Raw genomic sequence first — 21835 nt, forward strand, 5'->3', positions numbered from 1 at the left:
ACAGGCGCAGCCGAGGACGAAGCATCCCTGCCCTGAGGGCGCCCGAACACGGGCCGAAGCGCAGCGGCAGGCCCCGAAAAACACCGCCTGGCACCCGACGCCCAGGGACGTTTCCCTCCGGGCCGCCGCCCGGAGGGAAACGGTCACCCGGTGGGGGCCGGACGGGCGCCGCCCGCGTAGTCGAACCCGCCCACCCCGAGCGCCCGCGCCCGCAGAGCGTCGTTGAAGCGCCGCATGCGTTCCAGGACGGCCGGGTCGTCGCGCGGGGCGGTGCGCTGAACCCCGAGGAGCACGGTGAGGGGGTCGCGTACACGGGGCAGGCCCGGGGCACGCAGACGCTCGGTCGGGAAGCTCAGGACGAGGACGCTGCCGCCCTCGCCGAGGCCGTCGGCGGTCAGACCCTCCAGGGTCTCGGCAATAACCGTCTCGGCGACCTTTCCTGGCAGCAGGACGTTGTAGCGCGGATGCGGGTCCCGTTCCCAACCCCCGAGCCGACGGGCCTGCGCCACGAGCGGCGCGTACCGGTGGAGGAAGTCGCCGTGGGCCGTGGACCACGTCTCGGGGCTCCGCCGGCAACGCAGTCCGTCGAGCGGGACACGACCGCCCGGAGCGCCGTCTCCGTCCCCGACCACCGCGGCGTCCAGGGTGTGGGTCCACACCCCCGCCCGGTCCAGGGTGAGTCGGCCCTCCACGTGGTCGAACCGACCGTCGAACGCGATCCTCCTCTGGTCCGCGAGGAACGCGCCGAGCCCCGAGTACACGAACCGGTGGCGATGCACCGTGCTCCCGGCCCGGACCAGCCCGACCGTGGCACGCGTGACGGTGCCGTACCTTCCCTGGGTCCCGCGCACGGCGTCGAAGAGGTCGGGGGCCCGGTCGGGCGAGCAGACGACCACGCGCCCGTCCGGGGTGACGACCTCGAGCTCAGCGACGTTGTCGGCGACGTAGCCGTACCGGTGGCTCGCGCCGCCGAACCCTCCCACCGACAGGGTTCCCCCGACGGACAGGTCGAGCAGGTCCGGCAGGACCGGCGGGACCAGGCCCCGCCGCAGCGTGGTCCGCACCACGTCGCTCCAGCGGGCCCCGGCGTCCACCGAGACCCGGTCGGCGGCGGGGTCCCGGACGCGGGACAGTGGCCTCAGGTCGACCACGATCCCGTTCTCGGCCTGGGCCTGGCCGTCGACCGAGTGCCCCGTGCCGCGCGCGACGACGGTCGTGCCCGTGCTCCGCCCGAACCGGGCCACCGCGGCGACGTCGGCCGCGTCGGCCGGGTACAGGACGGCGAGCGGACGGCGGCTGACCATGTTGCCGAAGTCCCGGGCCGCCGCGTCCAGATCGTCCTCCCGCGTGCTGAGCACGCCGCGCAGGCCGATACTGGACGCGGACGGGACCCCGCCGATGGTCACGCCGGTTCCCCGACCGGCTCCGAGGGAGCGGAGCCGTCGGTCTCCGGTTCCCCGCCGCCCTCGGCTCCCTGGTGCAGGACGCCGGACAGGTGGTCGGCCAGGGCCTCCACCGACGGTTTGGCCCACAGGATGGTCGGGGGCAGGTCCGTCCCGTACCTGGCGCGCACGCGGACGCGCAGGGCGACGGTCATGACGGAGTCGACGCCCATCTCGACCAGCGGGCGCCGCGGCTCGATCTCGGAGGGGTCGAGGTTGAGCTCGGCCGCCACCTGCTCGCACACGTCGGCGAAGACGCGCTCGCGCGCCTCCTCCTCGGACAGGTCGGCGATGTGCGCGAGCCACTCGCCGGAGGAGTCCGCCGCCTCGGCCGCGATCTCCAGGTCGCGCAGCATCGGCGGCCGGAGCGCGCCCGAGGGTGCGGGGAGCGCGCGCAGCACGGCCTGGTAGCCGGACTGGAAGCGCGTGCCGAAGTCCCACGCCCGCAAGGCCTCTGCGGTCGAGACCGCCTCCAGTCCGCGCGAGTTGGCCTCCAGCATCACGGTCCCGATGTCCGAGGACAGACCCACGCCGCGCCAGGCCGTCCACCCCAGGCTGACCGTCTCCTTGCCGCCGCCGGAGTTGCGGTGCGCCGCCAGGGCGTCGAGGAAGGAGTTGGCGGAGGCGTAGGCCGCCTGCCCGGACAGGCGGGCGAACTGGCCGCACGAGGAGAACATGACGAAGAAGTCGAGGCTCCCGGGCGGGAAGAGGCGGTGGAGCACCAGCGCTCCCCCGACCTTCGGCGCGAGCACCTCACGCAGCCCGTCGGGCTCGACGTTGTGCACCAGCGCGTCGTTGACCACGCCCGCCGCGTGCACCACACCGGTCACCGGCGGCATGTCCAAAACGTCGGGATCCAGGGCGGCGGCGACGGCGGCGTGGTCGGTGATGTCGAGGCCGAGGAACTTGACCGTCACGCCCAGGGCCTCCAGCGCGAGCACCCCGTCGATCCTGCGTCGAGTCTCGGGGTCGCTCACCGACGCCCACTCCGCACGGGCCGGCAGGGCCTGCCGTCCGACCAGGAGGAGCCGGCGCGCGCCCCGTTCGACCAACCATCGGGCGGTCTCCAGTCCGAGTGCGCCGAGGCCTCCGGTGACCAGCACCGTTCCCGCGGGCGAGCAGCGCAGCGGAGACCGGTCCGCGCTGCGCTCGATCCTGGACAGCCGTGCCGCGTGGGCGCCCTCCTCAGTGAGGGAGACCACGTCCTCCAGCCCGCCGGAGACGTCGCGCAGCACACCGGGGAGCCGCTTGGCGATGTTCCCGTTCAGCTCCGGAACGTCGACCACCCCGCCCCAGAGGTCGGGGTGCTCCCCGGCGACGACGCGGGCCAGACCCCACAGCGGCCCCTGGGCGAGGGACTCCTCCGCGTGCGCGGAGCGCACCCCCCTGGTCAGGCACCACACCCGCTGCGTCGCGATCGGACGCGAGGTGTCCGCCTGGAGTCGCGCCACCCGCTGCACAGCGCGGACCAGCGTCATGACCGTCCGCTCAGTGGTCTCCTCCAGGGCCTCGTCCTCCCGGGGCGGCGGGGGAAGCACCACGACCGCTCCGGGCCTGGTGAGTGTGTCCGCTCCCAGCTCGTCCGCCCCGGCCACGCGGACGCACGGCACCCCGGCCGCCGTGAGCCCCTCCTCCAGGGGCGCGGTCAGTTCGGGCACGCCGACCAGGACCACCTGGTCCAGGGCCTCCTGTCCCGTCTGGCCGGTCAGGGCCTCCTCCAGGGGCCGCCACACCACCTCGTACACCAGGTCCCTCGGAGTGGCCGTGGAGCCGAGGTGGTCGACGGCGGCGAAGCGGAGCCCGGCGACCTCGCAGACGATCTCACCGTGTTCGTCGGCGACGCGCACGTCGACCGTGTCGTGTGGTGAGCGCGGCGAGCGCGTGCTGTGCACGTGGATACGGGCCGGGGGCTCGCCCCGCCAGCGGACCTCGTCGATCGAGCGCGACATCCACAGCACGGACGCGTCCCCGGGTGACACGACCATCGCACTGACGGTCAGGGCGCCGTCGATGACGTGCGCCCAGCTGCTCGCCCGGGTGGCGGGAGCGGGCTCCATCTCCAGGAGGGCGAACTGCTCATCGGCGTCGAACCGCAGTTCCCTCATCTCCCAGGGGAAGGCGTAGCCCTCGACACCCATCCGGCCGAACATCTGGTCGGCGCGGTCCAGGGGACCCTCCGGCAGACGGGACCGGAGCGGGTCCACGTCCATCGTCCCCCCGGGGAGCCGGGCGTCGGGCACGGAGACCGCCATGGTGTGCGTGATCCACGCATCTCCCTCGTCGTCGGCGGTCGTGTCGGCGACGCGTGTGGAGAGGGAGAGGGACCGGCCCTCCCGGACCACCTGCACCACCCGGGGCGGGTCGACGGCCAGGGGCGTGCGAAGGACGATGTCGCTGAGCGCCGAGGTCCCCTCCTCACCCGCGGCCGCCACGAAGGTGTTGATGATGGATGCCGCCGGGGTGACCTCCACCCCCACCAGGCCGTGGCTCTGGGGGTAGGGGCGGCTGTCCATGTCCAGGCGGGTCTGCCAGACGCGGCGGGTCGGCGACCCGCTGACGGTCATCCGTCCACCGAGGAGACTGTGGCTGAGGGGGTCGTGGCCGCCGCCGGTGCCACCGTCGGCGCGGTCCTCGGGGAAGATCCAGAACGGACGGTGCTGCCACGCCGCCGCGGGCACGGGCAGCGCCTCCCCGGCGCGTGATCCCGCGACCAGTCGATCCCGGCGCCCGCGCAGTACAACCGCGCGAGGTTGGTCAGCAGTTCCGCCCGGTCGTCGGTGTCCCGGCGCAGGCTACCGACGACGACGGCGTCCTCGATCCCGAGCTTGAGCACGACCTCCCTGATCGAGTGGGCCACGACCGGGTGCGAGGAGAGCTCGAGGAACAGACGGTGGCCGTCCTCCAGCGCGGCCGCCACCGCCTCGGAGAAGCGGACCGGGCGCCGCAGGTTGGCCGCCCAGTAGGCGCCGTCCCGGGACGCGTCGGAGCGCGGGTCGGCCATGGCGGTGCTGTAGAGGGGGACGGAGGCGGGCCGGGGCGTGAGCTGGCGCGCGGCCACCTCGACCTCGGCGACCACCTCCTCGGTCTGGGCGCTGTGGAAGGCGATGTCGGAGTCCACCTCCCGGACCCAGATCCCCTCCTCCCGCCAGGCGGCGGTGACCCGTTCCACCTCGGCCGCACCCCCGGAGACGACGGTCGACTCCGGAGCCGCGGAGATCGCGGCCTCCACGCCGACGACGCCCTCCAGCCGCGTCCGGGCCTCCTCGAACGCCAGGCCCACCATGGCCATGGCCCCGCGGCCCTCCAGCCGGGTGAGCGCCGAGGCCCGCCGACAGGCGAACCTGGCCGCGTCGTCGCGGTCGAGCACGCCCGCGGCCACACAAGCCGCGATCTCGCCGACCGAGTGCCCGATGACCGCGCTCGGGGTGAGCCCCCGGTCGCGCCACACCTCGATGAGACCGGCCTGGACGGCGAAGGTCAGCGCCTGGACGTGCGACGCGGACCACGTGCGCCCGTCCGTCAGCACCTCGCGGGGTGTCCAGCCGAGTACCTCCCGGAACGGCTCCGCCAGCGCGTCGACGGCACGGGCGAACACCGGCTCCTCGGTCAGGAGCCGCCTGCCCATACCGGTCCACTGGGCGCCGTGTCCGGAGAAGACCCAGGTGACGCCGCTGTCGTCGGCCGCGGCCCGGTCCGACACCGCGCTCTGGCCGGTTCGTTCCTCCGCGAGATCGCGCAGGCCCTCCACCAGCGCTTCGGGGGAGTCTGCGGCGACGGCGCCGCGCTGGGCCAGGTGCGAACGGCGCAGGGCCAGCGTGTGGCCGACCGAGGCCAGGGAGGCGTCGGGGTGCTCCTCCACCCAGTCGGCGACCTTCGCGGCCAGACCGCGCAGCCCTGCCGCCGAGGCAGCGGAGAGGGGGAAGACTGTCGCCCTCCCGGGAGCCGGACGGTCCGCGCTCCGCGCCGCCCCGGAGCCGGCGTCGACGTCCTGTTCCAGGAGGACGTGCGAGATCGTGCCACCGACGCCGTAACTGGACACACCCGCCCTACGCGGTCGCGCGCTCCCGGTGGACGGCCACGGCACGACCTCGTCGACCAGCCGCAGGCCGCTCCCGTCCCAGTCGATCCCGTCGTGGGGCGCACCGTGCAGGCTCCGGGGGATTCGGCCGTGCCGCATGGCGAGCACGGTCTTGATCACGCCGGCGACCCCCGAGCCGCCCTCGATGTGGCCGATGTTGGGCTTGACCGAGCCGATCAGGCACGGCCTGTCGTCCGGGCGGCCCGTACCGAGGACCCGGGCGAGCGCCGTGAGCTCCTCACCGTCGCCGGAGGGCGTTCCGGTCCCGTGCGCCTCCACGTAGTCGACCGTGGCGGGCGCGATGCCCGCCCGTTCGTAGACCTCGCGGAGCATGTGTTCCTGGGCGCTCCCGTTGGGGGCCATCATCCCGTCGGAGCGGCCGTCCTGGAAGACCCCGCTGCCGCGCACGACCGCCAGGACGGGGTTGCCGTCGCGCCGGGCGTCGGAGAGGCGCTTGAGCACCACCACACCCGCCCCCTCACCGCGGCCATAGCCGTCGGCGTCGCGGTCGAAGGCCTTGCTCCTGCCGTCCGGGGACATCGCTCCGGCGCCGTTGAGGGCGACGTTGAGCGCCGGGGTCGACATGATGTTGAGACCGCCGACGACCGCCAGGGGGATCTCCCCCGACAGCAGGCCCCCGCGCGCCAGGTGCAGCGCGGTCAGGGAACCGGCGCAGGCGGTGTCCACGGCCATGCTCGGCCCGCGCAGGTCGAGGAAGTAGGAGACCCGGTTCGCGATGCCGTAGAACGTGGTGCCGTTGACCGCGTAGGCACCCGTGAGCGGGATGTCCTCCAGCAGCCTGCGGCCGTAGTCGTTGGAGTTCGCGGCCGCGTACACGCCCGTCTGACCGCCGCGCAGGGACAGCGGGGGGATACCCGCGTCGGCCAGCGCCTCCCAAGTGAGTTCGAGCATGAACCTCTGTTGCGGGTCGAGGAAGTCGGCCTCCCTGGGCGAGATGCCGAAGAAGTCCGCGTCGAAGCCCTCGATGTCGTCGAGGAAGGACCCCTTCAGAACGGTCTCGCGCAGGGCGGTGGTCGCCTTCGGGTGACTCGACGCGTAGGCCTTCCACCGTTTGTCGGGCATGTCCGAGACGGTGCTGTCGCCCTCAACGAGGAAGCGCCAGAAGTCCTCCGCGGAGAGAAGGTCGGGGGCGAATCTGCACGCCATTCCGACAATGGCGACCGCCTCGTCAGCTGCTGCTGTTTGCATCGGCTCCTCGCTCCCATTCAAATCGCCGAGCGGACGGGCCGCCGCGGCGGCCGTGCGTCCCCCTCGCAGTCAGATTCGGGCACCCAGAATCGAAATGACTACTTGTCACGTGCGCTGTACGGACAGGGGCTGTCCGAAAGCGGTGATCGAGCAATGATCGAGAGGATCGTGGGACGTCGGCCTTCCTAGGCTGCCGGGGAAGCGCGCCCGGGGACCCGCCGGTGAGCGGCGTCCGGGCACCGAACCCTCAGGACACCGGGAGACGACATGCCCAACCCAAGAGTGGTTCCGCCCGTGGACGGCTTCGTGCCGTGGCCGACGGAGGCGGCGGGGGTCTACAGGGCCAGGGGGTACTGGGAGGGGCGGCCGCTCGGCTCCCGGATCGCGGAGGCCGCGCGCGCCAGGCCCGACGCCGTGTGCCTGGTCGACGGCGACGTGCGCATGACCTTCCGCGAGCTGATGGCACGCGCGGACGGGGCCGCGCTGCGGATGCGCGACCTGGGGGTCCGCGCCGCGGACCGGGTCGTCGTCCAGTTGCCGAACCGGTGGGAGCACGTCGTCATGACGGTGGCCTGCCTGCGGCTCGGCGCGCCTCCGGTATGGGTCCTGCCCCAGTACCGGCTGCGCGAGCTCACGGAGGTGGTCGCGCACACCGGGCCGAGGATGATCGTCGTGCCGGACGTTTTCCGCGGCTTCGACCACCAGGGCGCGGCGCACGAGGCGGCCCGGTCCGTGGAGGGGGTGGAACACGTCGTGGTGGGCGGTGCCTCGGCACCGCTCTCCGGCGGCCTGGACCTGGCGGAGCTGTGCGCGCCCGCGCCGGACCCCGAACGGGCCTCCGCGTCGATGGACCGTTCGCGCCGGACCCGGGGTCGGTGGCGGTGCTCAAACTCTCGGGCGGGACCACCGGGCTGCCCAAGGTCGTCGCCCGCACGCACGACGACCTGTCCTACATGATCATGAGAGCGGGGAGCTTGTGCGGGTTCGGCCCGGACACGGCCTATCTCGCGGTCCTTCCGCTCGCCCACGGTTTCCCCAACACCGGACCGGGCGTTCTGGGCGCCCTGGCGGCGGGCGGCCGGGTGGTGGTCGCGCCGTCGCCGACCCCCGAGACGGTGTTCACACTGATCGAACGGGAGCGGGTCACGGCGACCTCCGCGGTTCCGGCGATCGTCTCCCGTTGGCTGGAGTACCGGGAGTCCGGCCCTGCGGCCGGCCTGGACTCGCTGCGGCTACTCCAGGTCGGCGCCTCCCGTCTGGCCCCGGCCACGGCCCGCCGAATCCGCCCCGAGCTCGGCTGCGCGCTCCAGCAGGTGTTCGGCATGTCGGAGGGGCTGCTCTGCCTCACCCGCCTCGACGACCCGGACGACGTCGTGCACCACACCCAGGGCAGGCCCATCTGCCCCGACGACGAGACCATGGTCGTCGACCCGCGGGGAAAGCCCGTGGAGACGGGGGTGCCGGGAGCACTGCTCACCCGGGGCCCCTACACCGTCCGGGGCTACTACCGGTCACCGGAGCTCGACGCGCGGCACTTCACCGGGGACGGGTGGTACCGGACCGGCGACATCGTGCGCCTGTGCCCCGACGGAAACCTGGTCGTCGTCGGTAGGGAGAAGGACGTCATCAACCGCGGCGGCGAGAAGGTCAGCGCGGAGGAGGTGGAGGACCTGGCCCTGCGCACGGCGGGCGTCCAGCGGGCGGCCGCGGTGGCCTTCCCCGACGACGAGCTCGGTGAGCGGATCTGTCTGTTCGTCGTGCCCTCCCCCGGCCACCGGGTGGTGCTGGAGGACGTGCGCCAGGCGATGTCCGCGGCCGGGGCCGCGGCCTTCAAACTCCCCGAACGCCTCCTCGCCGTGGGCTCCCTCCCGGTGACGGCGCTGGGCAAGATTGACAAGAGCGCACTGCGTCCCAGGCCGCCGCACCGCCCGCCTGAGACCACGCCGCCCGGGGCCGACGGTCCGTCGGCCCCGGGCGGCGGGTGAGGGCGGTGGCGGCCGAAGCGGAGCGGCAGGCCCCAATAGGTGCCGCCTGGGGCCTGTTCTCGGAACGGACACTCAAGGGGGTGTCGTTCGGGCGCCGACAGGGTTCTTATGGATAGGTCTGCGCCGCAGGCGTCCGTTGAGGGTGGTGGAGGGTGACGGGCGGGCGAGGCAAGCCGCGTAGCGAGGAACGAGCGATAGGCGCGGCCGAGGATGAAGAATCCCTGTCTTTCGGGCGGCCGAACACGGGCCGAAGCGGAGCGGAGGCCCCAAAAAGCACTGCCTAGTGTCCTGCGTCCGAAATACGGCAGGGTGTTTTTACTCGGATTCTTGGCGTTCCGTTCCGATCTTGGCGAGGTAGTCGGCCAGGGAGCTGAGGATCTCCTCGGCGGTCTTGGCCCACGTGAAGGGAAGTGGGCTCTCGTTCCAGGTGTCGATCCACGCGGTGATGTCCCTCTCCAGGGCCCGCACGGACGTGTGCACGCCCCGGCGGAGGAGCTTGTCGGTCAACAGGCCGAACCACCGCTCGACCTGGTTGAGCCAGGAGGAACCCGTGGGGGTGAAGTGAACGTGGAAGCGGGGGTGCCTGCCCAGCCACGTCTTGATCTCGGCGGTGTTGTGCGTGGCGTAGTTGTCGCACACCAGGTGGACGTCCAGGTCAGCGGGCACCGCCTTGTCGATCGTGACCAGGAACTTCTTGAACTCGATGGCCCGGTGGCGGCGGTGCAGGGCACTGATGACCGTGCCATCGGCGATGTTGAAGGCGGCGAACAGGCTGGTGATGCCGTGCCGCAGGTAGTCATGGGTGCGCCGCTCCGGCATGCCCGGCATCATCGGCAACACCGGCTGTGAGCGGTCCAGCGCCTGGATCTGGGACTTCTCGTCCACGCACAGCACCACCGCCCGCTCGGGCGGGTTGTGGTACAGGCCCACGACATCGACAACCCTGGCGACGAACTGCGGGTCGGTGGAGAGCTTGAAGGAATCCTGCAGGTGCGGTTTGAGGTCGAAGCGTTTCCAGATCCGCCCGATGGTCGACTTCGACAGCCCGGTGCGCTCGGCCATCGCCGCCCGCGACCAGTGCGTGTCCTGGCCCGGTGTGGACTCCAGGGTCGCGATCACCACGTCCTCGACCTGGTCGAGCAGTATGGAGGGCGGCCGACCGGGGCGGGGTTCGTCCTGCAGGCCGTCCAGGCGTTTGGCGACGAATCGGGCCCGCCAACGGTCCACGGTCGATGCGTCCACCCCCAGGTCGGCCGCGGCCTGCTTGTTGGTCCCGCCCTGGGCGCAGCGCAGCACGATCTTGGAGCGCAACGCCAGGTACTGCGCGGTCTTGGGCCGCCTGGCCCAGCGCTCCAGTTGGCCCCGTTCGGCCTCGCTCAGGACCAGGTCGGCCTTGGGCCGACCGATGCGGGCGGCATCGGCCAGCCCGGCCAGGCGCTCGACAGCGAACTTCCCGCGCCACTTTCTCACCGTGGCTACCGTGACGCCGACCTGCGTGGCCACACGCGCGTTCGCGCCCCGTCCGCACACGCCAGCACGATGCGCGCTCGTTCCGCGAACCGGGGCGCCACCGCTCCGCTTGCCCAACGGGACAACTCCGCGCGTTCTTCAGGGGACAGGGCGACTTCAACAGCACGAGGACCCGGCGACATGACAACAGGCTAGCAACTTAGCCTAGGGATTTCAGACGCAGGACACTAGGCGAACTGGCCGGGGCGGCGCCCCGGACCGGCCGGGCCTCGGTAGGCCTGGGCGATGTCGAGCCAGCGGTCGGCGTCGGGCCCCTCCGCCGTCACGGAGAGGTCGTCGCGGTGGCGTCGGCGCGTGACCAACAGGCACAAGTCGGCGGCGTCGCCCGTGATCCGCTGTTCGGCCTCGGCCGGGCCGAAGTTCCACTTGGCGCCGGAGGGCGAGGTCAGTTCGAATCGGAACTCGGTGTCCGGCGGGGTGAGCCCACGGGACTGATAGCCGAACTCCCAGGTCAGCACGGCGAACCCCACGACGTTGCCGATCCGGTCGGTGCGCTCGGGGGTGACGCCCAGCGCGTCGGCGATGTCCTGGCCGTGGGCGTAGAGCTCCATCATGCCCGCGCAGGCGAGGACGCCCGGCGGGATCGGACGCACGAGCCAGGGTACCGGCTGATCGGCCGGGGCCGCCGCGAGCGCCTTGATCGCGAAGTCGCGTTCCTTCCGCCAGCGGGCGAGCAGGCGCTCGGGGTCGTCGAGCGGATAGGTCTTCAGGACGGCGTTGACCGCTCCGTCGAGTCCCGGCTCGCCTCGGCCGTCATCGCCGCGAACGCCTCGGCGTCGGAGGCCGCGGTCCCGGCGAGCGCGAAGACGAAGCTCAGGTGGGCGACCTGGTGGGCGACGGTCCACCCCGCCGCCGGGGTCTCCCGTGCCCAGCCGTCGGGCCCCAGGTCGGCCACGAGGTCGTCGATCCGGGCCGCCTCCGCGGTCAGGTCGTCGATCACGGCGGGCAGTTCCGTGATGACGTTGGGCAGGTTGTTCACGTCTGTCTCCCTTGGTTCGGTGCGGTGTGGGGTGCGGATGCGAGGTCGCGGGCGGTGGCGTGGCGGGCGGCGGTCATCGCCGCCCAGGAGACGGCCCTGACCAGGTCGGCGTCATCGGCTCCGGCCCTTCGGCACTCGGCCACGGTGTCGTCGCCGACCTGGAACGAGGCGCGTGCGGTGAGCAGGGCCAGGCGCCCCAGGGGCCGGTGTGCCTCGGGCAGCGCGGCAAGGGGCTTTGCCGACCAGGCTCGGCTGATCCCGGCGGGCTCGGTCCCGTGTTCGCTGATGTGGCGGGTGGTCAGGGCACGCACGGTGTCCGGGAGCGTGCGGGCCCCGGCCGCGTCGACCGCGGCGCAGACCCCGGTCAGGACGCGCAGGATCCGGGGGTTCCCGCAGGCCCAGCGCAGGTCGTCGGGGGCGGGGGCGAGGCGCGCGCGCTCGGGCAGCAGTTCCAACGCGGTGTCGGGGGCGAGGGGCCGCCTGTGCCCGGAGGCGATCACCGCTCCGGTGGCCCGGCGCAGTGGCCCCCGCACGGGCCCGGGCGCGAGGTCGGGCAGGGGCGAGTCCGGCAAGAAGACGTTGACCATGCGGTTGATGTACTGGAAGGTCAGCTCGACCGCGCCCAGTTCGGCGCGCTCGGCGGGCGGGGACGACCCGGGCGGTCTCGGGGACGTCCCGGCTGGTGCCGCGCCCTCGCCGAGCGAACCGAGGGTGGCTCCGTGCACCTCCACGCAGTAGGGGCAGGCGTTGCGGCGCGACACGTCGGTGGCGAGGGCCTCCCGTTCGGCACGCCCGGTGCGCCCCGGGACGAGGAGGGACTCGCGCAACGCCGTCCAGGTCGCCGCGGCGCACTCGGGCGCGGGCGAGAGCATGGCCACGGGCGGGGTGAGTACCCCGAAGTCACGTTCCACCCGCCCGTAGAGGTCGGCGACCTCACCACGCGCACGGCCCGGCGGGTCCGGGCGGATGTGGCGCACCTCGTTCAGCGACCGGCGCACGGCCGCCCGCAGGATCGTACGGAGCACGGTCCTCCTCCCCTTCTCGGATCGTCGGCGGTCGGGTGTGGGCGGACGCGCCCTAGGCGTACGGGCGACCGACCAGGTGGTGGACGTCCCCGCTCCCCGACGTGGCGCCGTCGGGGGCGGGGGCGCCGTAGGTGACGTCGACTCCGCGTGCTCGGACGGCCTCGACGATGCCCGGAACGGAGCGCTCGGCGAGGGCCGCGATGGTCATCGCGGGGTTGACGGTGAGGGCTCCCGGCACGGAGGAGCCGTCGGTGACGAAGATCCCGGGGTGGCCCCGCAGTTCGTGGCGGTCGTCCAGGGCCGAGGTGTGCGGGTCGTCGCCGATGCGGCACGAGGCGAGCGGGTGCACGGTGTAGGCCCCCACGAGGTCGTTGGTCCACGGGGCGACGCTGGCGATCCCGTCCTTCTCCAGGATCTCCTTGACCTCGGCGTCCGAGGCGTCCCAGCCGCGCTGGGTGTTGAGGGTGGGCCGGTAGGTGAGCGGACCGCGGCCCAGCATCTGCTGGGACAGGCGCACGGCGTTGCCCGTGGGGGGCGGCGCGCCGAAGACGCCCTCGTTGTCGTCCTCGCTCATGGTGAAGACGATCAGCCACGACTTCCAGCGGCGCAGCATCTCCTTCTTGTCCGCGCCGAACCACGACGGCGCCGGGGCTCCGGGGACCTGGGCGAGGATGGTGCCCAGGGCCGGGGGGAAGTAGAGCTGTTCGAGCGAGTACCGGGAGTACTCCGGTAGCGACGCGTCCAGCCGGTCCCAGTTGGCCACGCACGGGCCCTTGCCGATCTGGAACGCCTCGTAGGCGCGTTCGTCGTCGCGGGCCAGCCCCAGGACGTCGCAGACCCGGTCCTCGTTGATGACGGCGGTGTTGAGGCGTTCCCCATTGCCGGAGAAGTACCGTCCCACCGCGTGCGGCATGGCGCCCAGGCGCTCCTCGGAGCGTTTGAGGATGACGGGGGTGGCCCCGGCTCCGGCCGCGAGGATCACGATCTTGGCGTCGATGGCGCCCGAGCCGTCGACGATCCGGTAGTCGCTGTCGTCGATGACGTTGTAGTGCACCCGGTACCCGCCGTCGTCGAGGCGGTCGATCCGCTGTACCTCGTGCAGGGGGCGGATCCGCGCCCCGTGGGCGAGGGCGGCGGGCAGGTAGTTGAATATCAGGGACTTCTTGGCCTCGAACCGGCAGCCCGCCATCATCCAGTTGCAGTTGACGCAGGCGTCCTTGTCGATGGCGACGGGCACCGGGTTGGCCGTGCGCCCGGAGTGGTCGCAGGCCGCGCCCCAGAGTCCGCCCGCGTAGCTGACGTCGGACCAGTCCTGGGTCCGCACGCCCAGCGCCTCGGCGACCCGGTCGTACCAGGGGTCGAGGGCGGCGCGGGTGATCGAGGCGGGCCACATGCGGCGCCCGACGGAGCCCCGGCGTTCGAAGACGAACCGCGGTGCCCGGGGCAGCGCGGCGAAGTACACCATGCTCCCCCCGCCCACGCAGTTGCCGCCGAGCACGCTCATCCCGTCCCCGACGGTGAAGTCGAAGGCGCGTGTGTAGGAGGAGCCGAGGAGGAAGTCGTGTTGGAGCTCCTCGGTCGCCAGCCAGGGGCCGCGTTCGAGGACGGTGACCCGCGCTCCCCCCGCCGCGAGGTGGTAGGCGGTGATGGCGCCGCCGAAGCCGCTGCCGACGACGAGGACGTCGGTCTTCTCCGTGGTGGTCATGCGGGGCTCCCCGAGGGCGTGGTGTCCGGGTGGAGGCGGGCCAGGGGCCTGCCGTAGGAGTACTCCTTGAACCGCAGCAGTCCGTCCGCGTCCGGAGCGGCGAAACCCATGGCCGTCAGTCCGGGGTGCCCGGCCGCGATGGCGTCGGGGGTGCTGGTGTGGGCGGCGCTGTCGTAGGCCATGTTGCAAAAGAGCGCGAGCATCACCCAGAACTCCTTCTCCGGGTGGCCGGGCGAGGTGAGCGCGCGGACGAGGGCGGTGCGGTGTTCGAAGGGAAGCCGGACGAAGGGGGGCTGGTCGTCGCAGCCCGGGTCCAGTCCGTGCTCGCGTTCGTGGCGTTCGGCGTGCTCGTTGAGGAGGTCGACGAGGCCGACCAGCCCGGAGGTCAGCCCCGTGGCCGGGGTCCGCAGCAACTCCAGCGCACCCGCCTCGACCGCTCCGGCGTCGTGCGAGCGCCCTGCGACGGTCACGTCGTCCGGACCGCGTTTCGCACCGGGCAGGATGGTGTCGGCGAACGCCTCCAGCGTTCGTGTCTCGACGCTGTCCGCGTCGGGGGTGCCCGTCATGGTCGTCTCCTGTCGTCGTGGGTGGGGCCGGGCGCGCCGTGGGTCGGCGTCCTAGAGCGTGTGGACGTTCATCCGCAAACCGCCGCGCACACGCAGCGAGAGCATGGCCTCGGGTACCACCCGGCGGCCCGGCGGAAGGGTGAGACGCAGGTCGCGCGCGATGACCGCGAGCACGAAGACGGCCTCCAGCATCCCGAGGTTGCTGCCCACGCAGACTCTCGGTCCGGCCCCGAAGGGGATGTAGGAGTAGCGGTGGCGCTCGTCGCGGCGGCCCGGAGCGAACCGTTCAGGGTCGAAGCGGTCGGGGTCCGGCCACGCGTCGGGGCGCCGGTGCAGGGTGTAGGGGCAGATCAGGACGTCGGACCCGGCGGGAACGTGGTATCCGCCCACCTCGTCGTCGTCCAGCGCCACGCGCGGCAGGACCCACACCGCGGGGTACAGCCGCATGGTCTCCTGGACCACCATCGAGGTGTAGGTCAGCCTGGGCAGGTCCTCGTGGGTCGGCGCCCGGTCACCGAGTACGCTCCTGGCCTCGTCCCTGAGCCGTTCGGCGGTCCCCGGGTTGCGGTCCACGAGGTAGAGCGCCCAGCTCAGCGTGCTGGCCGTGGTCTCGTGACCGGCCAGGAGGAGGGTGACCAGCTCGTCGCGCACCCGTTGGGAACGCACCCGCGGGTCCGGCTCCACGGAGGCGTCGGCCAGCACCCGCGAGAGCGCGTCGTCCGCGTCGTCCGCGGCGGTGCGCCCCTGGACGAGCCGGTCGACGATCCGCGCGAGTTCCGCCCGGGCCCGGCGGAACCTGGTCTGCGTGCGCGTCGGCAGCCACACCGGCAGCGCGTTCATCGTGATCATGTCGAGCATGGCCTGGTCCTGGACCGCCGCGAACGCCGAGCCGATGGTGTCGAAGCCGTGCAGGTCGGTGTCCAGGAGGGTTAGGCCCAGGACGCCCAGGGTCAGGGCGGTCGTCTCCTCCACCATGTCCACGGGCCCGCGCCCGGCCCTGGCCCGCAACCGGTCCGCCAGCGCGACGGCCTCCTTGGCCACCGCGTCGGCCCGGCCGGCGATCCTGCGCTGCTGGAACACCGGACGGATGGTCCGGCGCTGGGCGCGCCACCGCTCGCCCTCGCTGGTGAGCAGCCCGTCGCCGAGGGCCCGCCTGGCGTGGCTCTGCCCGATGCCCTTGCGGTAGTTGTCCCAGTTCTCGGCCAACACGTGTTTGGCGTGGTCGGGGTGGTTGAAAAGGTAGAGGGTCTTGGGACCGGCCGCCATGCGCACGGCGTCCCCGTGTCGTTCGACCGCGGTGGACATCATGGCCAGCCGGTCGGTGAGCAGGTCGCGCAGCATGCCGGGCGCGCCCGGAGCGGGGTGCGCGGGGGGTGTCGCCGGTCCGTCGCGGTCACGAGTACGCACCCCCGCCCTCGCGGCGCGCGAACTCGTCGGCCAGCCGGGCGCGCCACACCTCGTACCACGGACGTTCGGGGTCCTCGGCCCCCAGGGTTTCGGGGCGCAGGTCGCGGGAGGCGCGGGCGGCCGTCTCGGCGTCCGTGCCGCACAGCACCCCGGTGGCGGTCTCCGTGTGGGGGACGAGGAGCCCCGCGCGGATCCTGGCCTCGGCGCCGAAGGCGCTGCCCTGGGCGAGGTGGGGCCCGTGGCGGCCCGCGCGGTCGCGGAGCCGGCGCAGTTCGTCGGTGTCGGCGCCGCCCGCGTAGGTGGCGGCCAGCCCCACTCCGGCGTAGAGGTCGGCCCGGCGTCCTTCGGGGAAGGACTCGATCAGGGCCGCGACCCGGTCGGGGTCCGTCCCCCCGACGAACCACAGTGCCCGGCCCATCCCCTGGTCGGCGGCTCGGAGGGCGTAGGGGCCGTCCCCGGTGTACCGCGCCGCGCGCCCGTCCCGCACGCGGCGGTGGACGTGCGTGCCGGTGTGGAAGTAGGCCTGGTGGAAGCCGTAGCCGTCGTGGACCAGCCACCGGAGCACGGGGTCGAGGTGTCCGGTGCCGGGCCACAGCGGCCGGGGCAGGCGGGCCATGGCCCACCCGATGCGACGTAGGCCATGTAGACGTGGGGTGCGCCCGGCCCCTCCAGGAAGCGCCGCGTCCGCCCACCCCCCAGTGACATCGCGTCCACCAGGGCGAGCCCCATCGCGGCGCCCTCGTAGGCGAATCCCTTGTAACGGGTCGGAAGCGAGGCCAGGCGTTCATCGGTCCGTTCCGCCGCCCCCGTCTCCAAAGCGTCGCCGAGGCCGGTCAGAAACGATTTTCCCACCGTCTCCAGAACGTCACGGCCAGCGGGACCCTTGTCGTGGAAACCACGCTTCTCCAACGTGGTCTCGATCGTTTTCGGAGTGATGATCCGGCGCCTGAGCACACCGATCACACTGGCCATTTCGTCCTCCCGCCACGTGCGACGGACACGGTCGATTTCGTTTTCCATGCTGCCGATACCGGCTGGTGCGGAGCTACTTCGCGATTGCTACGCCCCGGAGGTACGTCAGCTGAAATGTTCGCGAATTCCGGATCGCAATACCTCGTAGGCGGGCACACCGCCGCGCTCCCCCGGCTCCACCGCGTGGTCGTCGGCCAGCGCGGCCGCCGCGACCGTGCCCAGACCGGTGAGCGCACGACCACGATGCGGTGTGGTCGGGCACGCATCCGGAGTACACCCGCGCTTCGCCGCGAACACCGCCCCCTGCGCGACGTGGGGCGCGTCCGGCCCGGCCGAGCCGAGCAGTTCGGTCAGCGGGCCGGACTCGGCGCCGCCCGCGAAGGCGGCGGCGAGTCCCACCCCGCTCCACAGGTCGGACCGGCGGTGTTCCGGAAAGGCGCGCACGGCGTCGGCGACCGCCGCGCACCGCGCGCCGTGGATGAACCACAGCGCCCGCCCGACCCCCTGGTCGAAGGCCCGGGGGAAGTAGTCGGGTGCGCCGAGCCACGGATACGTGTGGGGCGTATCCTGGCGGTCCACCCAGCGCCGCGTGTCGAAGTAGGCGAGGTCGAACCCGTAACCGTCCACGGCCAACCAGCTCATGGTTGGGTGGTAGGGGTTGTCCGTCAGTTCGGGTAGGACGCTTCGCCACAGGCGCCGGGGGAGCCGGGCCATGGCGAACCCGATCCCGATGTAGGCGAGGAAGGTGTGCGGTCTGGCCGGGCCGTCCATGAGGTCGCGGGTGCGGTCGGACTCGCCGACGGGGAGGGCGTCGCGCACGGTGAAGGCCATGGTCGTCCCCTCGTAGGCGAACCCGCGCAGCGCGACGTCCACCGTCTCGAGGCGGTGTTCGGCCTCCCCGAGGTGTCGTGTCTCCATCCCCCACTCGAAACCGCAGACCACGGCTTCGGGAATCCGCTCCAGGTTCCGTGCCGCCGGCGAGTCGCGACCGGGGAAGCCCCGACGAGCGAATCCGACGTCGGCCAGGGGAGGTGCGAGCAGCGCGCGCGCCACCGCGCGCGGGATCCGGCCGGCCACGGCTCAGGCCACCGTCGGCTGGAGGCAGAGGTCGCCGGCCCGCCGGGGGTCGGCGCCGACCGACGAGACGTCGGCGAGCGTCACGGCCATGGGGGTGGCCGTCTCCTCGGCCGGCCGCGCCGACAGGGACACGTAGGTGTTGAGCCCGGAGGAGATCGTGACGTGTCTGCGGGTGTTGGCCGTCAGGACCCGGCCGCTCTCCGCTTCGGTCTCGTGGGGCATGGCCACGGCGATGACGCGGTAGGAGCCGTTCGGCACACCGGCCACCTCGAACTCGGTCCGCCCGTGGGCGGTGAAGGCCTCGAAGGCCACCGGTGCCCCCTGGGGGGCCGCGTCGCGGAACACCCCCACCACGGCGTTCGCGCCGCACACCTGCGAGGGGATCTCCAGGGCGCCGCGCAGGGTGTTGGTCGGCCCCTCCGTCCGGGACCGGCCGCGATTGGCCTCGATCATGTCCCCGAGGTCGGGCATACGGGCGAAGTCGTCGGAGGCGGCGACCGTCAGTCTGGCGACGGCGGGGGAGCGGTACTGGGTCGGAGACATACCGACTGCACGGGTGAACCTGCTGGTGAAGGTGCCGACACTGTTGTATCCGACGCTGCACACGATGTCGGAGACGGTCAGGTCCGTGGTCAGCAGCATCCGTTTGGCGGCGAACAGTCGAACCGCCGTCAGGTAGCGGCCCGGGGTGAGGCCGACGGCACGCGAGAAGATCCTGGAGAAGTGGTAGGGGCTGACGAACACCTCAGCCGCGACCTCGTTGAGGGTAATGGGCTCGTAATAGCGGCTACGAATGAATGCGACAGCTTGACGAACAGAACTCTCCACTGCTATCTCCCAACTCGAGGTCAGCCTTCGGGCATCGGCAACCAGAAGCCCTCACAGCGTGGCGGGACAAGCCAGAGGGCACGGCGGTATCAGATCTCAATACTCTGCACCACCGAACCCGGAATCCGACTTCCGGAAAAGGCGAACAGGGAGTGGCGGCGAACACACGAAAACCTCATTCACTGCAAGGGTGCGGGAAGTCACGGACCGCACTCCCCCAGGAATCAGGCGAACACGCCATCGTTTCCGCATCGCCACCACACCCTCACCCTTCGAAACAGGCACCGACCCATCGTCACACCATGACCGCCGCACCTCATCTCCAAAATTGCGACGCACACACTGAATCCACACAAAAGTATCCTCGACCGGGACACCGCGCGAGAGAAAGAATCCGACACACAAAGTCACGCCCCACCCACGATCCGTGAGACGCGCAGGATAGCGATACACCCCCCACAGAAATGACATAAGCCATCCCGGCAAACCTCGCCTAGCATGGGGCAAGGAAGATTAGACCACCAGGAAAACGGGAAAGATCAACCTTCCCCATCGAGGTTTGACTATTGGTTTCTCAGTCAGATAAAATCGAGGGCAAGAAAGGTGGCCGCCGGGTCCACCCGCGGCCCGGAGCGGTCATCCCACACCGGGATGACCGGTTCGTCGGTGCCTCTCGCGCCTGATCCGGCACGGCGACGTGATCCAGGTACGGACGAGGAAAGCTGATCACGAGTAGCTGGAGGCCTCCCGAAGTCCGATATTGGTTCCATGAGCCACGCAAAGCAGATCCGCGGCTACGTACCTCCCTGATCGACACGGCCGCCCGGCTCCTCTCCGCGGAGGGCCCCCAGGCCTTGTCCACCCGAAGGATCGCCCGCGAGTCCGGCAGCTCCACCATGACCGTCTACACCCACTTCTCGGGCATCGGCGGACTGGTGCACGCGATGGTTCGCGAGGGCTTCGCCCGCCTGGAGGAGAGCCTCTCCAGCGTCCACGCCACTGACGACCCCGTCCGCGACCTGGCCCTCATGGGCCGGTCCTTCCTCGACAACGCGTCCAGGAACCAGCACCTGTACCCGGTCATGTTCGGCGGCTGCTCGATCGCCGGCTTCAGCCTCTCGGAGGAGGACCGTCAGCACGGCCGGTACACGCTCCGTCACGTGACCGCGTGCGTGGACCGCTGCATCGGATCCGGGCGGTTCGGCCCCGCCGATCCGGAGCTGGTCGCGCACCGGCTCTGGATCGCGATGCACGGACTCACCGCCCTGCACCTCGGCTCCTACCTCATCCCGCCCTACGACGCCGACCGCTGTTTCGAGGACCAACTCGTCTCCCTGATGGTGGGATGCGGTGACAGCCCGGAGGCCGCGCGCACGTCGGTCACCGCGTCCTCCGGGTTCCTTCCGTCCCTATCCGACACCTAGAGCGGCACGTTGCCGTGTTTGCGCCTGGGCTGCTCCCTTCTCTTGTCCCTCAGCACGGCGAGCCCCCGCAGCACCGCCACCCGGGTGTCGGCGGGGTCGATCACGTCGTCGACGAAACCCTCCTCCGGGGCCCGGTAGGGGTGCATCAGGCGCTCCTTGTAGTCGGCGACCAGCTCCGTCCGAAGCGCGTCCGGGTCGACCGCCGCCCGCAATTCCCTGCGGTGGACCACGTTCACCGCGCCCTCGGCCCCCATCACCGCGATCTCGTTACCGGGCCAGGCCAGCGACAGGTCCGTGCCGATGGACCGCGAGTCCATCACGATGTAGGCGCCCCCGTAGGCCTTGCGCACGATCACCTGGACGCGCGGCACCGTCGCCTCGCAGTAGGCGTAGAGCAGCTTCGCCCCGTGCCTGATCACCCCCGCGTGCTCCTGGTCGGTTCCCGGCAGGAAGCCGGGGACGTCCACCAGCGTCACGAGGGGGATGTTGAAGGCGTCGCAGAAGCGGACGAAGCGTGCGGCCTTCTGCGCGGCGTCGCTGTCGAGGACCCCCGCCAGGACCATCGGCTGGTTGCCGACGACCCCGACCACGGCTCCGTCCATCCGAGCCAGGGCGCACAGCACGTTGGGTGCCCACCCCTCGTGGATCTCGAAGAGGTCGCCATCGTCCACGATCTCGGCGACGACCTCGCGCATGTCGTAGGGGCGGTTCGGCTCGGCCGGGACGATCTCGGCCAGGCGGGGCCGCCGGTCCTCCTCCGGGTCCCCCTGACGGGGTTCGTCGGGCGGGGAGGAGAGGTTGTTGTCGGGCAGGAGGGAGACGAGGTGGCGCACGTCCTCCAGGCACTCCTCCTCGTCGTCGTGGACGACGGCCGCCACACCGGTGCGCAGTCCGTGGACGTCGGCGCCGCCCAGATCCTCGGGTCCCACCCGCTCACCGCTCACCGCGGCGATCACGTCCGGTCCGGTCAGGAACATCCTGGCCGTGCCGCGGACCATGAAGGTGAAGTCCGCTAAGGCGGGCGAGTAGGCCGCCCCGCCGGCGCAGGGGCCAAGGATCACACTGATCTGGGGGATGATCCCCGAGGCGGCCACATGCCTGCGGAAGATCCCCCCGTATCCGTCCAGCGAGGCCACGCCCTCCTGGATGCGGGCCCCGCCGCTGTCGTTGAGCCCGATGAGCGGCGCTCCGTTGTCCAGGGCCAGGTCCATCACCCGGTGGATCTTCCTGGCGTGCTCGGCGCCCAGGGACCCGCCCAGGATCGTGAAGTCCTGGGCGTAGACGAACACACGCCGCCCGCCGATGGTCCCCGAACCCGTGACGACGCCGTCGGTGCGCGGCCGTCTGCCCTCCGTGGCGGATCCCTCGTCGCGGCGACGGCGGAACACCCCCAGCTCCACGAAGGACCCCTCGTCCAGGAGCAGGTCCAACCGCTCCCGCGCCGTACGTTTGCCGAGGGCGTGCTGACGTTCGACCCCGGTCGGATCGCCCGCCTCCGTCAGCCCGCGCAGGGCGTCGCGTTCGGCGCGCAACTGCGCCATCGTCCGCGCCGGGGGTGGCCCCGGCCGCACGGGCCGGGGCACGCTCACGGGCATGAGGTCGGCCTCG

At 72.0% G+C, this 21835-nt stretch carries 17 protein-coding genes and 1 pseudogene; 3 read left to right on the plus strand and 15 right to left on the minus strand.

What is annotated here, in order from left to right:
- Positions 1 to 143 precede the first annotated feature (143 nt).
- The 3 genes from BJF83_RS13600 to BJF83_RS29115 are packed head-to-tail and all read right to left on the minus strand — an operon-like array spanning position 144 to position 6687.
- A complete protein-coding gene (locus tag BJF83_RS13600) occupies positions 144 to 1406 on the minus strand; it encodes an FAD-binding protein (protein ID WP_075926597.1) in 1263 nt (420 codons plus the stop codon).
- Positions 1403 to 4120: a KR domain-containing protein gene (locus tag BJF83_RS29110; protein WP_262391527.1), complete on the minus strand. Its 2718-nt coding sequence runs from the start codon at positions 4118 to 4120 to the stop codon at positions 1403 to 1405. Before BJF83_RS29110 ends, BJF83_RS13600 begins: the two co-directional genes overlap by 4 nt.
- Positions 4003 to 6687: a type I polyketide synthase gene (locus tag BJF83_RS29115; RefSeq protein WP_394329335.1), complete on the minus strand. Its 2685-nt coding sequence runs from the start codon at positions 6685 to 6687 to the stop codon at positions 4003 to 4005. The genes BJF83_RS29110 and BJF83_RS29115 overlap by 118 nt, the downstream gene beginning before the upstream one ends.
- Before the next feature lie 309 nt (positions 6688 to 6996).
- Between BJF83_RS29115 and BJF83_RS29120 the strand changes: the two genes are divergently transcribed.
- Together BJF83_RS29120 and BJF83_RS29125 are read left to right on the plus strand one after the other, a co-directional pair.
- The gene (locus tag BJF83_RS29120; RefSeq protein ID WP_262391529.1) at positions 6997 to 7686 is read left to right on the plus strand and encodes an AMP-binding protein; all 690 of its coding nucleotides are present in this window, start codon (positions 6997 to 6999) and stop codon (positions 7684 to 7686) included.
- Positions 7611 to 8714 carry an AMP-binding protein gene (locus BJF83_RS29125; protein WP_262391530.1) on the plus strand — a complete coding sequence of 368 codons (1104 nt, stop codon included), beginning with the start codon at positions 7611 to 7613 and terminating at the stop codon, positions 8712 to 8714. The genes BJF83_RS29120 and BJF83_RS29125 overlap by 76 nt, the downstream gene beginning before the upstream one ends.
- A gap of 315 nt (positions 8715 to 9029) precedes the next feature.
- Here the strand turns inward: BJF83_RS29125 and BJF83_RS13615 are convergent, their stop codons facing one another.
- The 11 genes and pseudogenes from BJF83_RS13615 to BJF83_RS13655 all read right to left on the minus strand — a co-directional run bounded on the left by BJF83_RS13615 (position 9030) and on the right by BJF83_RS13655 (position 18803).
- The gene (locus BJF83_RS13615; RefSeq protein WP_143831886.1) at positions 9030 to 10139 is read right to left on the minus strand and encodes an IS630 family transposase; all 1110 of its coding nucleotides are present in this window, start codon (positions 10137 to 10139) and stop codon (positions 9030 to 9032) included.
- Between the two features lie 272 nt (positions 10140 to 10411).
- Positions 10412 to 10954, minus strand: coding sequence for a maleylpyruvate isomerase family mycothiol-dependent enzyme (locus BJF83_RS13620; protein ID WP_394329337.1), 543 nt, complete (start codon positions 10952 to 10954; stop codon positions 10412 to 10414).
- Positions 10951 to 11223, minus strand: a complete 273-nt coding sequence (locus BJF83_RS31100) for a maleylpyruvate isomerase N-terminal domain-containing protein (protein WP_394329336.1) — start codon at positions 11221 to 11223, stop codon at positions 10951 to 10953. Before BJF83_RS31100 ends, BJF83_RS13620 begins: the two co-directional genes overlap by 4 nt.
- The gene (locus BJF83_RS13625) at positions 11220 to 12248 is read right to left on the minus strand and encodes a carboxymuconolactone decarboxylase family protein (protein ID WP_075926598.1); all 1029 of its coding nucleotides are present in this window, start codon (positions 12246 to 12248) and stop codon (positions 11220 to 11222) included. Before BJF83_RS13625 ends, BJF83_RS31100 begins: the two co-directional genes overlap by 4 nt.
- A 52-nt stretch (positions 12249 to 12300) precedes the next feature.
- Positions 12301 to 13953, minus strand: coding sequence for an FAD-dependent oxidoreductase (locus tag BJF83_RS13630; RefSeq protein WP_075926599.1), 1653 nt, complete (start codon positions 13951 to 13953; stop codon positions 12301 to 12303).
- Positions 13950 to 14519 carry a DUF5987 family protein gene (locus BJF83_RS13635; RefSeq protein WP_075926600.1) on the minus strand — a complete coding sequence of 190 codons (570 nt, stop codon included), beginning with the start codon at positions 14517 to 14519 and terminating at the stop codon, positions 13950 to 13952. Before BJF83_RS13635 ends, BJF83_RS13630 begins: the two co-directional genes overlap by 4 nt.
- A 51-nt stretch (positions 14520 to 14570) precedes the next feature.
- Positions 14571 to 15926, minus strand: a complete 1356-nt coding sequence (locus BJF83_RS13640; RefSeq protein WP_075926601.1) for a cytochrome P450 — start codon at positions 15924 to 15926, stop codon at positions 14571 to 14573.
- The gene (locus tag BJF83_RS29130; RefSeq protein WP_262391531.1) at positions 15913 to 16542 is read right to left on the minus strand and encodes a DUF1702 family protein; all 630 of its coding nucleotides are present in this window, start codon (positions 16540 to 16542) and stop codon (positions 15913 to 15915) included. The genes BJF83_RS13640 and BJF83_RS29130 overlap by 14 nt, the downstream gene beginning before the upstream one ends.
- Positions 16543 to 16607: 65 nt before the next feature.
- Positions 16608 to 16946, minus strand: a pseudogene (locus tag BJF83_RS29135) (DUF1702 family protein); the annotation flags it as partial.
- 57 nt (positions 16947 to 17003) lie between these two features.
- Positions 17004 to 17975 carry a DUF1702 family protein gene (locus tag BJF83_RS13650; protein ID WP_262391532.1) on the minus strand — a complete coding sequence of 324 codons (972 nt, stop codon included), beginning with the start codon at positions 17973 to 17975 and terminating at the stop codon, positions 17004 to 17006.
- 3 nt (positions 17976 to 17978) lie between these two features.
- Entirely contained in the window at positions 17979 to 18803 is an 825-nt protein-coding gene (locus tag BJF83_RS13655; protein ID WP_187347144.1) for a helix-turn-helix transcriptional regulator, read from the minus strand.
- A gap of 809 nt (positions 18804 to 19612) precedes the next feature.
- Between BJF83_RS13655 and BJF83_RS13660 the strand changes: the two genes are divergently transcribed.
- Positions 19613 to 20227, plus strand: a complete 615-nt coding sequence (locus BJF83_RS13660; RefSeq protein ID WP_262391535.1) for a TetR/AcrR family transcriptional regulator — start codon at positions 19613 to 19615, stop codon at positions 20225 to 20227.
- Here the strand turns inward: BJF83_RS13660 and BJF83_RS13665 are convergent.
- Complete coding sequence (locus BJF83_RS13665; protein ID WP_394329338.1) at positions 20224 to 21822, minus strand: acyl-CoA carboxylase subunit beta; 1599 nt, start codon at positions 21820 to 21822, stop codon at positions 20224 to 20226. The genes BJF83_RS13660 and BJF83_RS13665 overlap by 4 nt on opposite strands.
- Positions 21823 to 21835: the final 13 nt, after the last annotated feature.

This window comes from Nocardiopsis sp. CNR-923 (genome assembly GCF_001942255.1).
Lineage (GTDB): Bacteria > Actinomycetota > Actinomycetes > Streptosporangiales > Streptosporangiaceae > Nocardiopsis.

Bases quoted from the DNA above. Each gene is read 5' to 3' on its own strand.
- BJF83_RS13630 (WP_075926599.1), bottom strand. From the start codon at position 13,953: ATGACCACCACGGAGAAGACCGACGTCCTCGTCGTCGGCAGCGGCTTC.
- BJF83_RS29120 (WP_262391529.1), top strand. From the start codon at position 6,997: ATGCCCAACCCAAGAGTGGTTCCGCCCGTGGACGGCTTCGTGCCGTGG.
- BJF83_RS29115 (WP_394329335.1), bottom strand. From the start codon at position 6,687: ATGGCGTGCAGATTCGCCCCCGACCTTCTCTCCGCGGAGGACTTCTGG.
- BJF83_RS13665 (WP_394329338.1), bottom strand. From the start codon at position 21,822: ATGCCCGTGAGCGTGCCCCGGCCCGTGCGGCCGGGGCCACCCCCGGCG.
- BJF83_RS13635 (WP_075926600.1), bottom strand. From the start codon at position 14,519: ATGACGGGCACCCCCGACGCGGACAGCGTCGAGACACGAACGCTGGAG.
- BJF83_RS29130 (WP_262391531.1), bottom strand. From the start codon at position 16,542: ATGGCCCGCCTGCCCCGGCCGCTGTGGCCCGGCACCGGACACCTCGAC.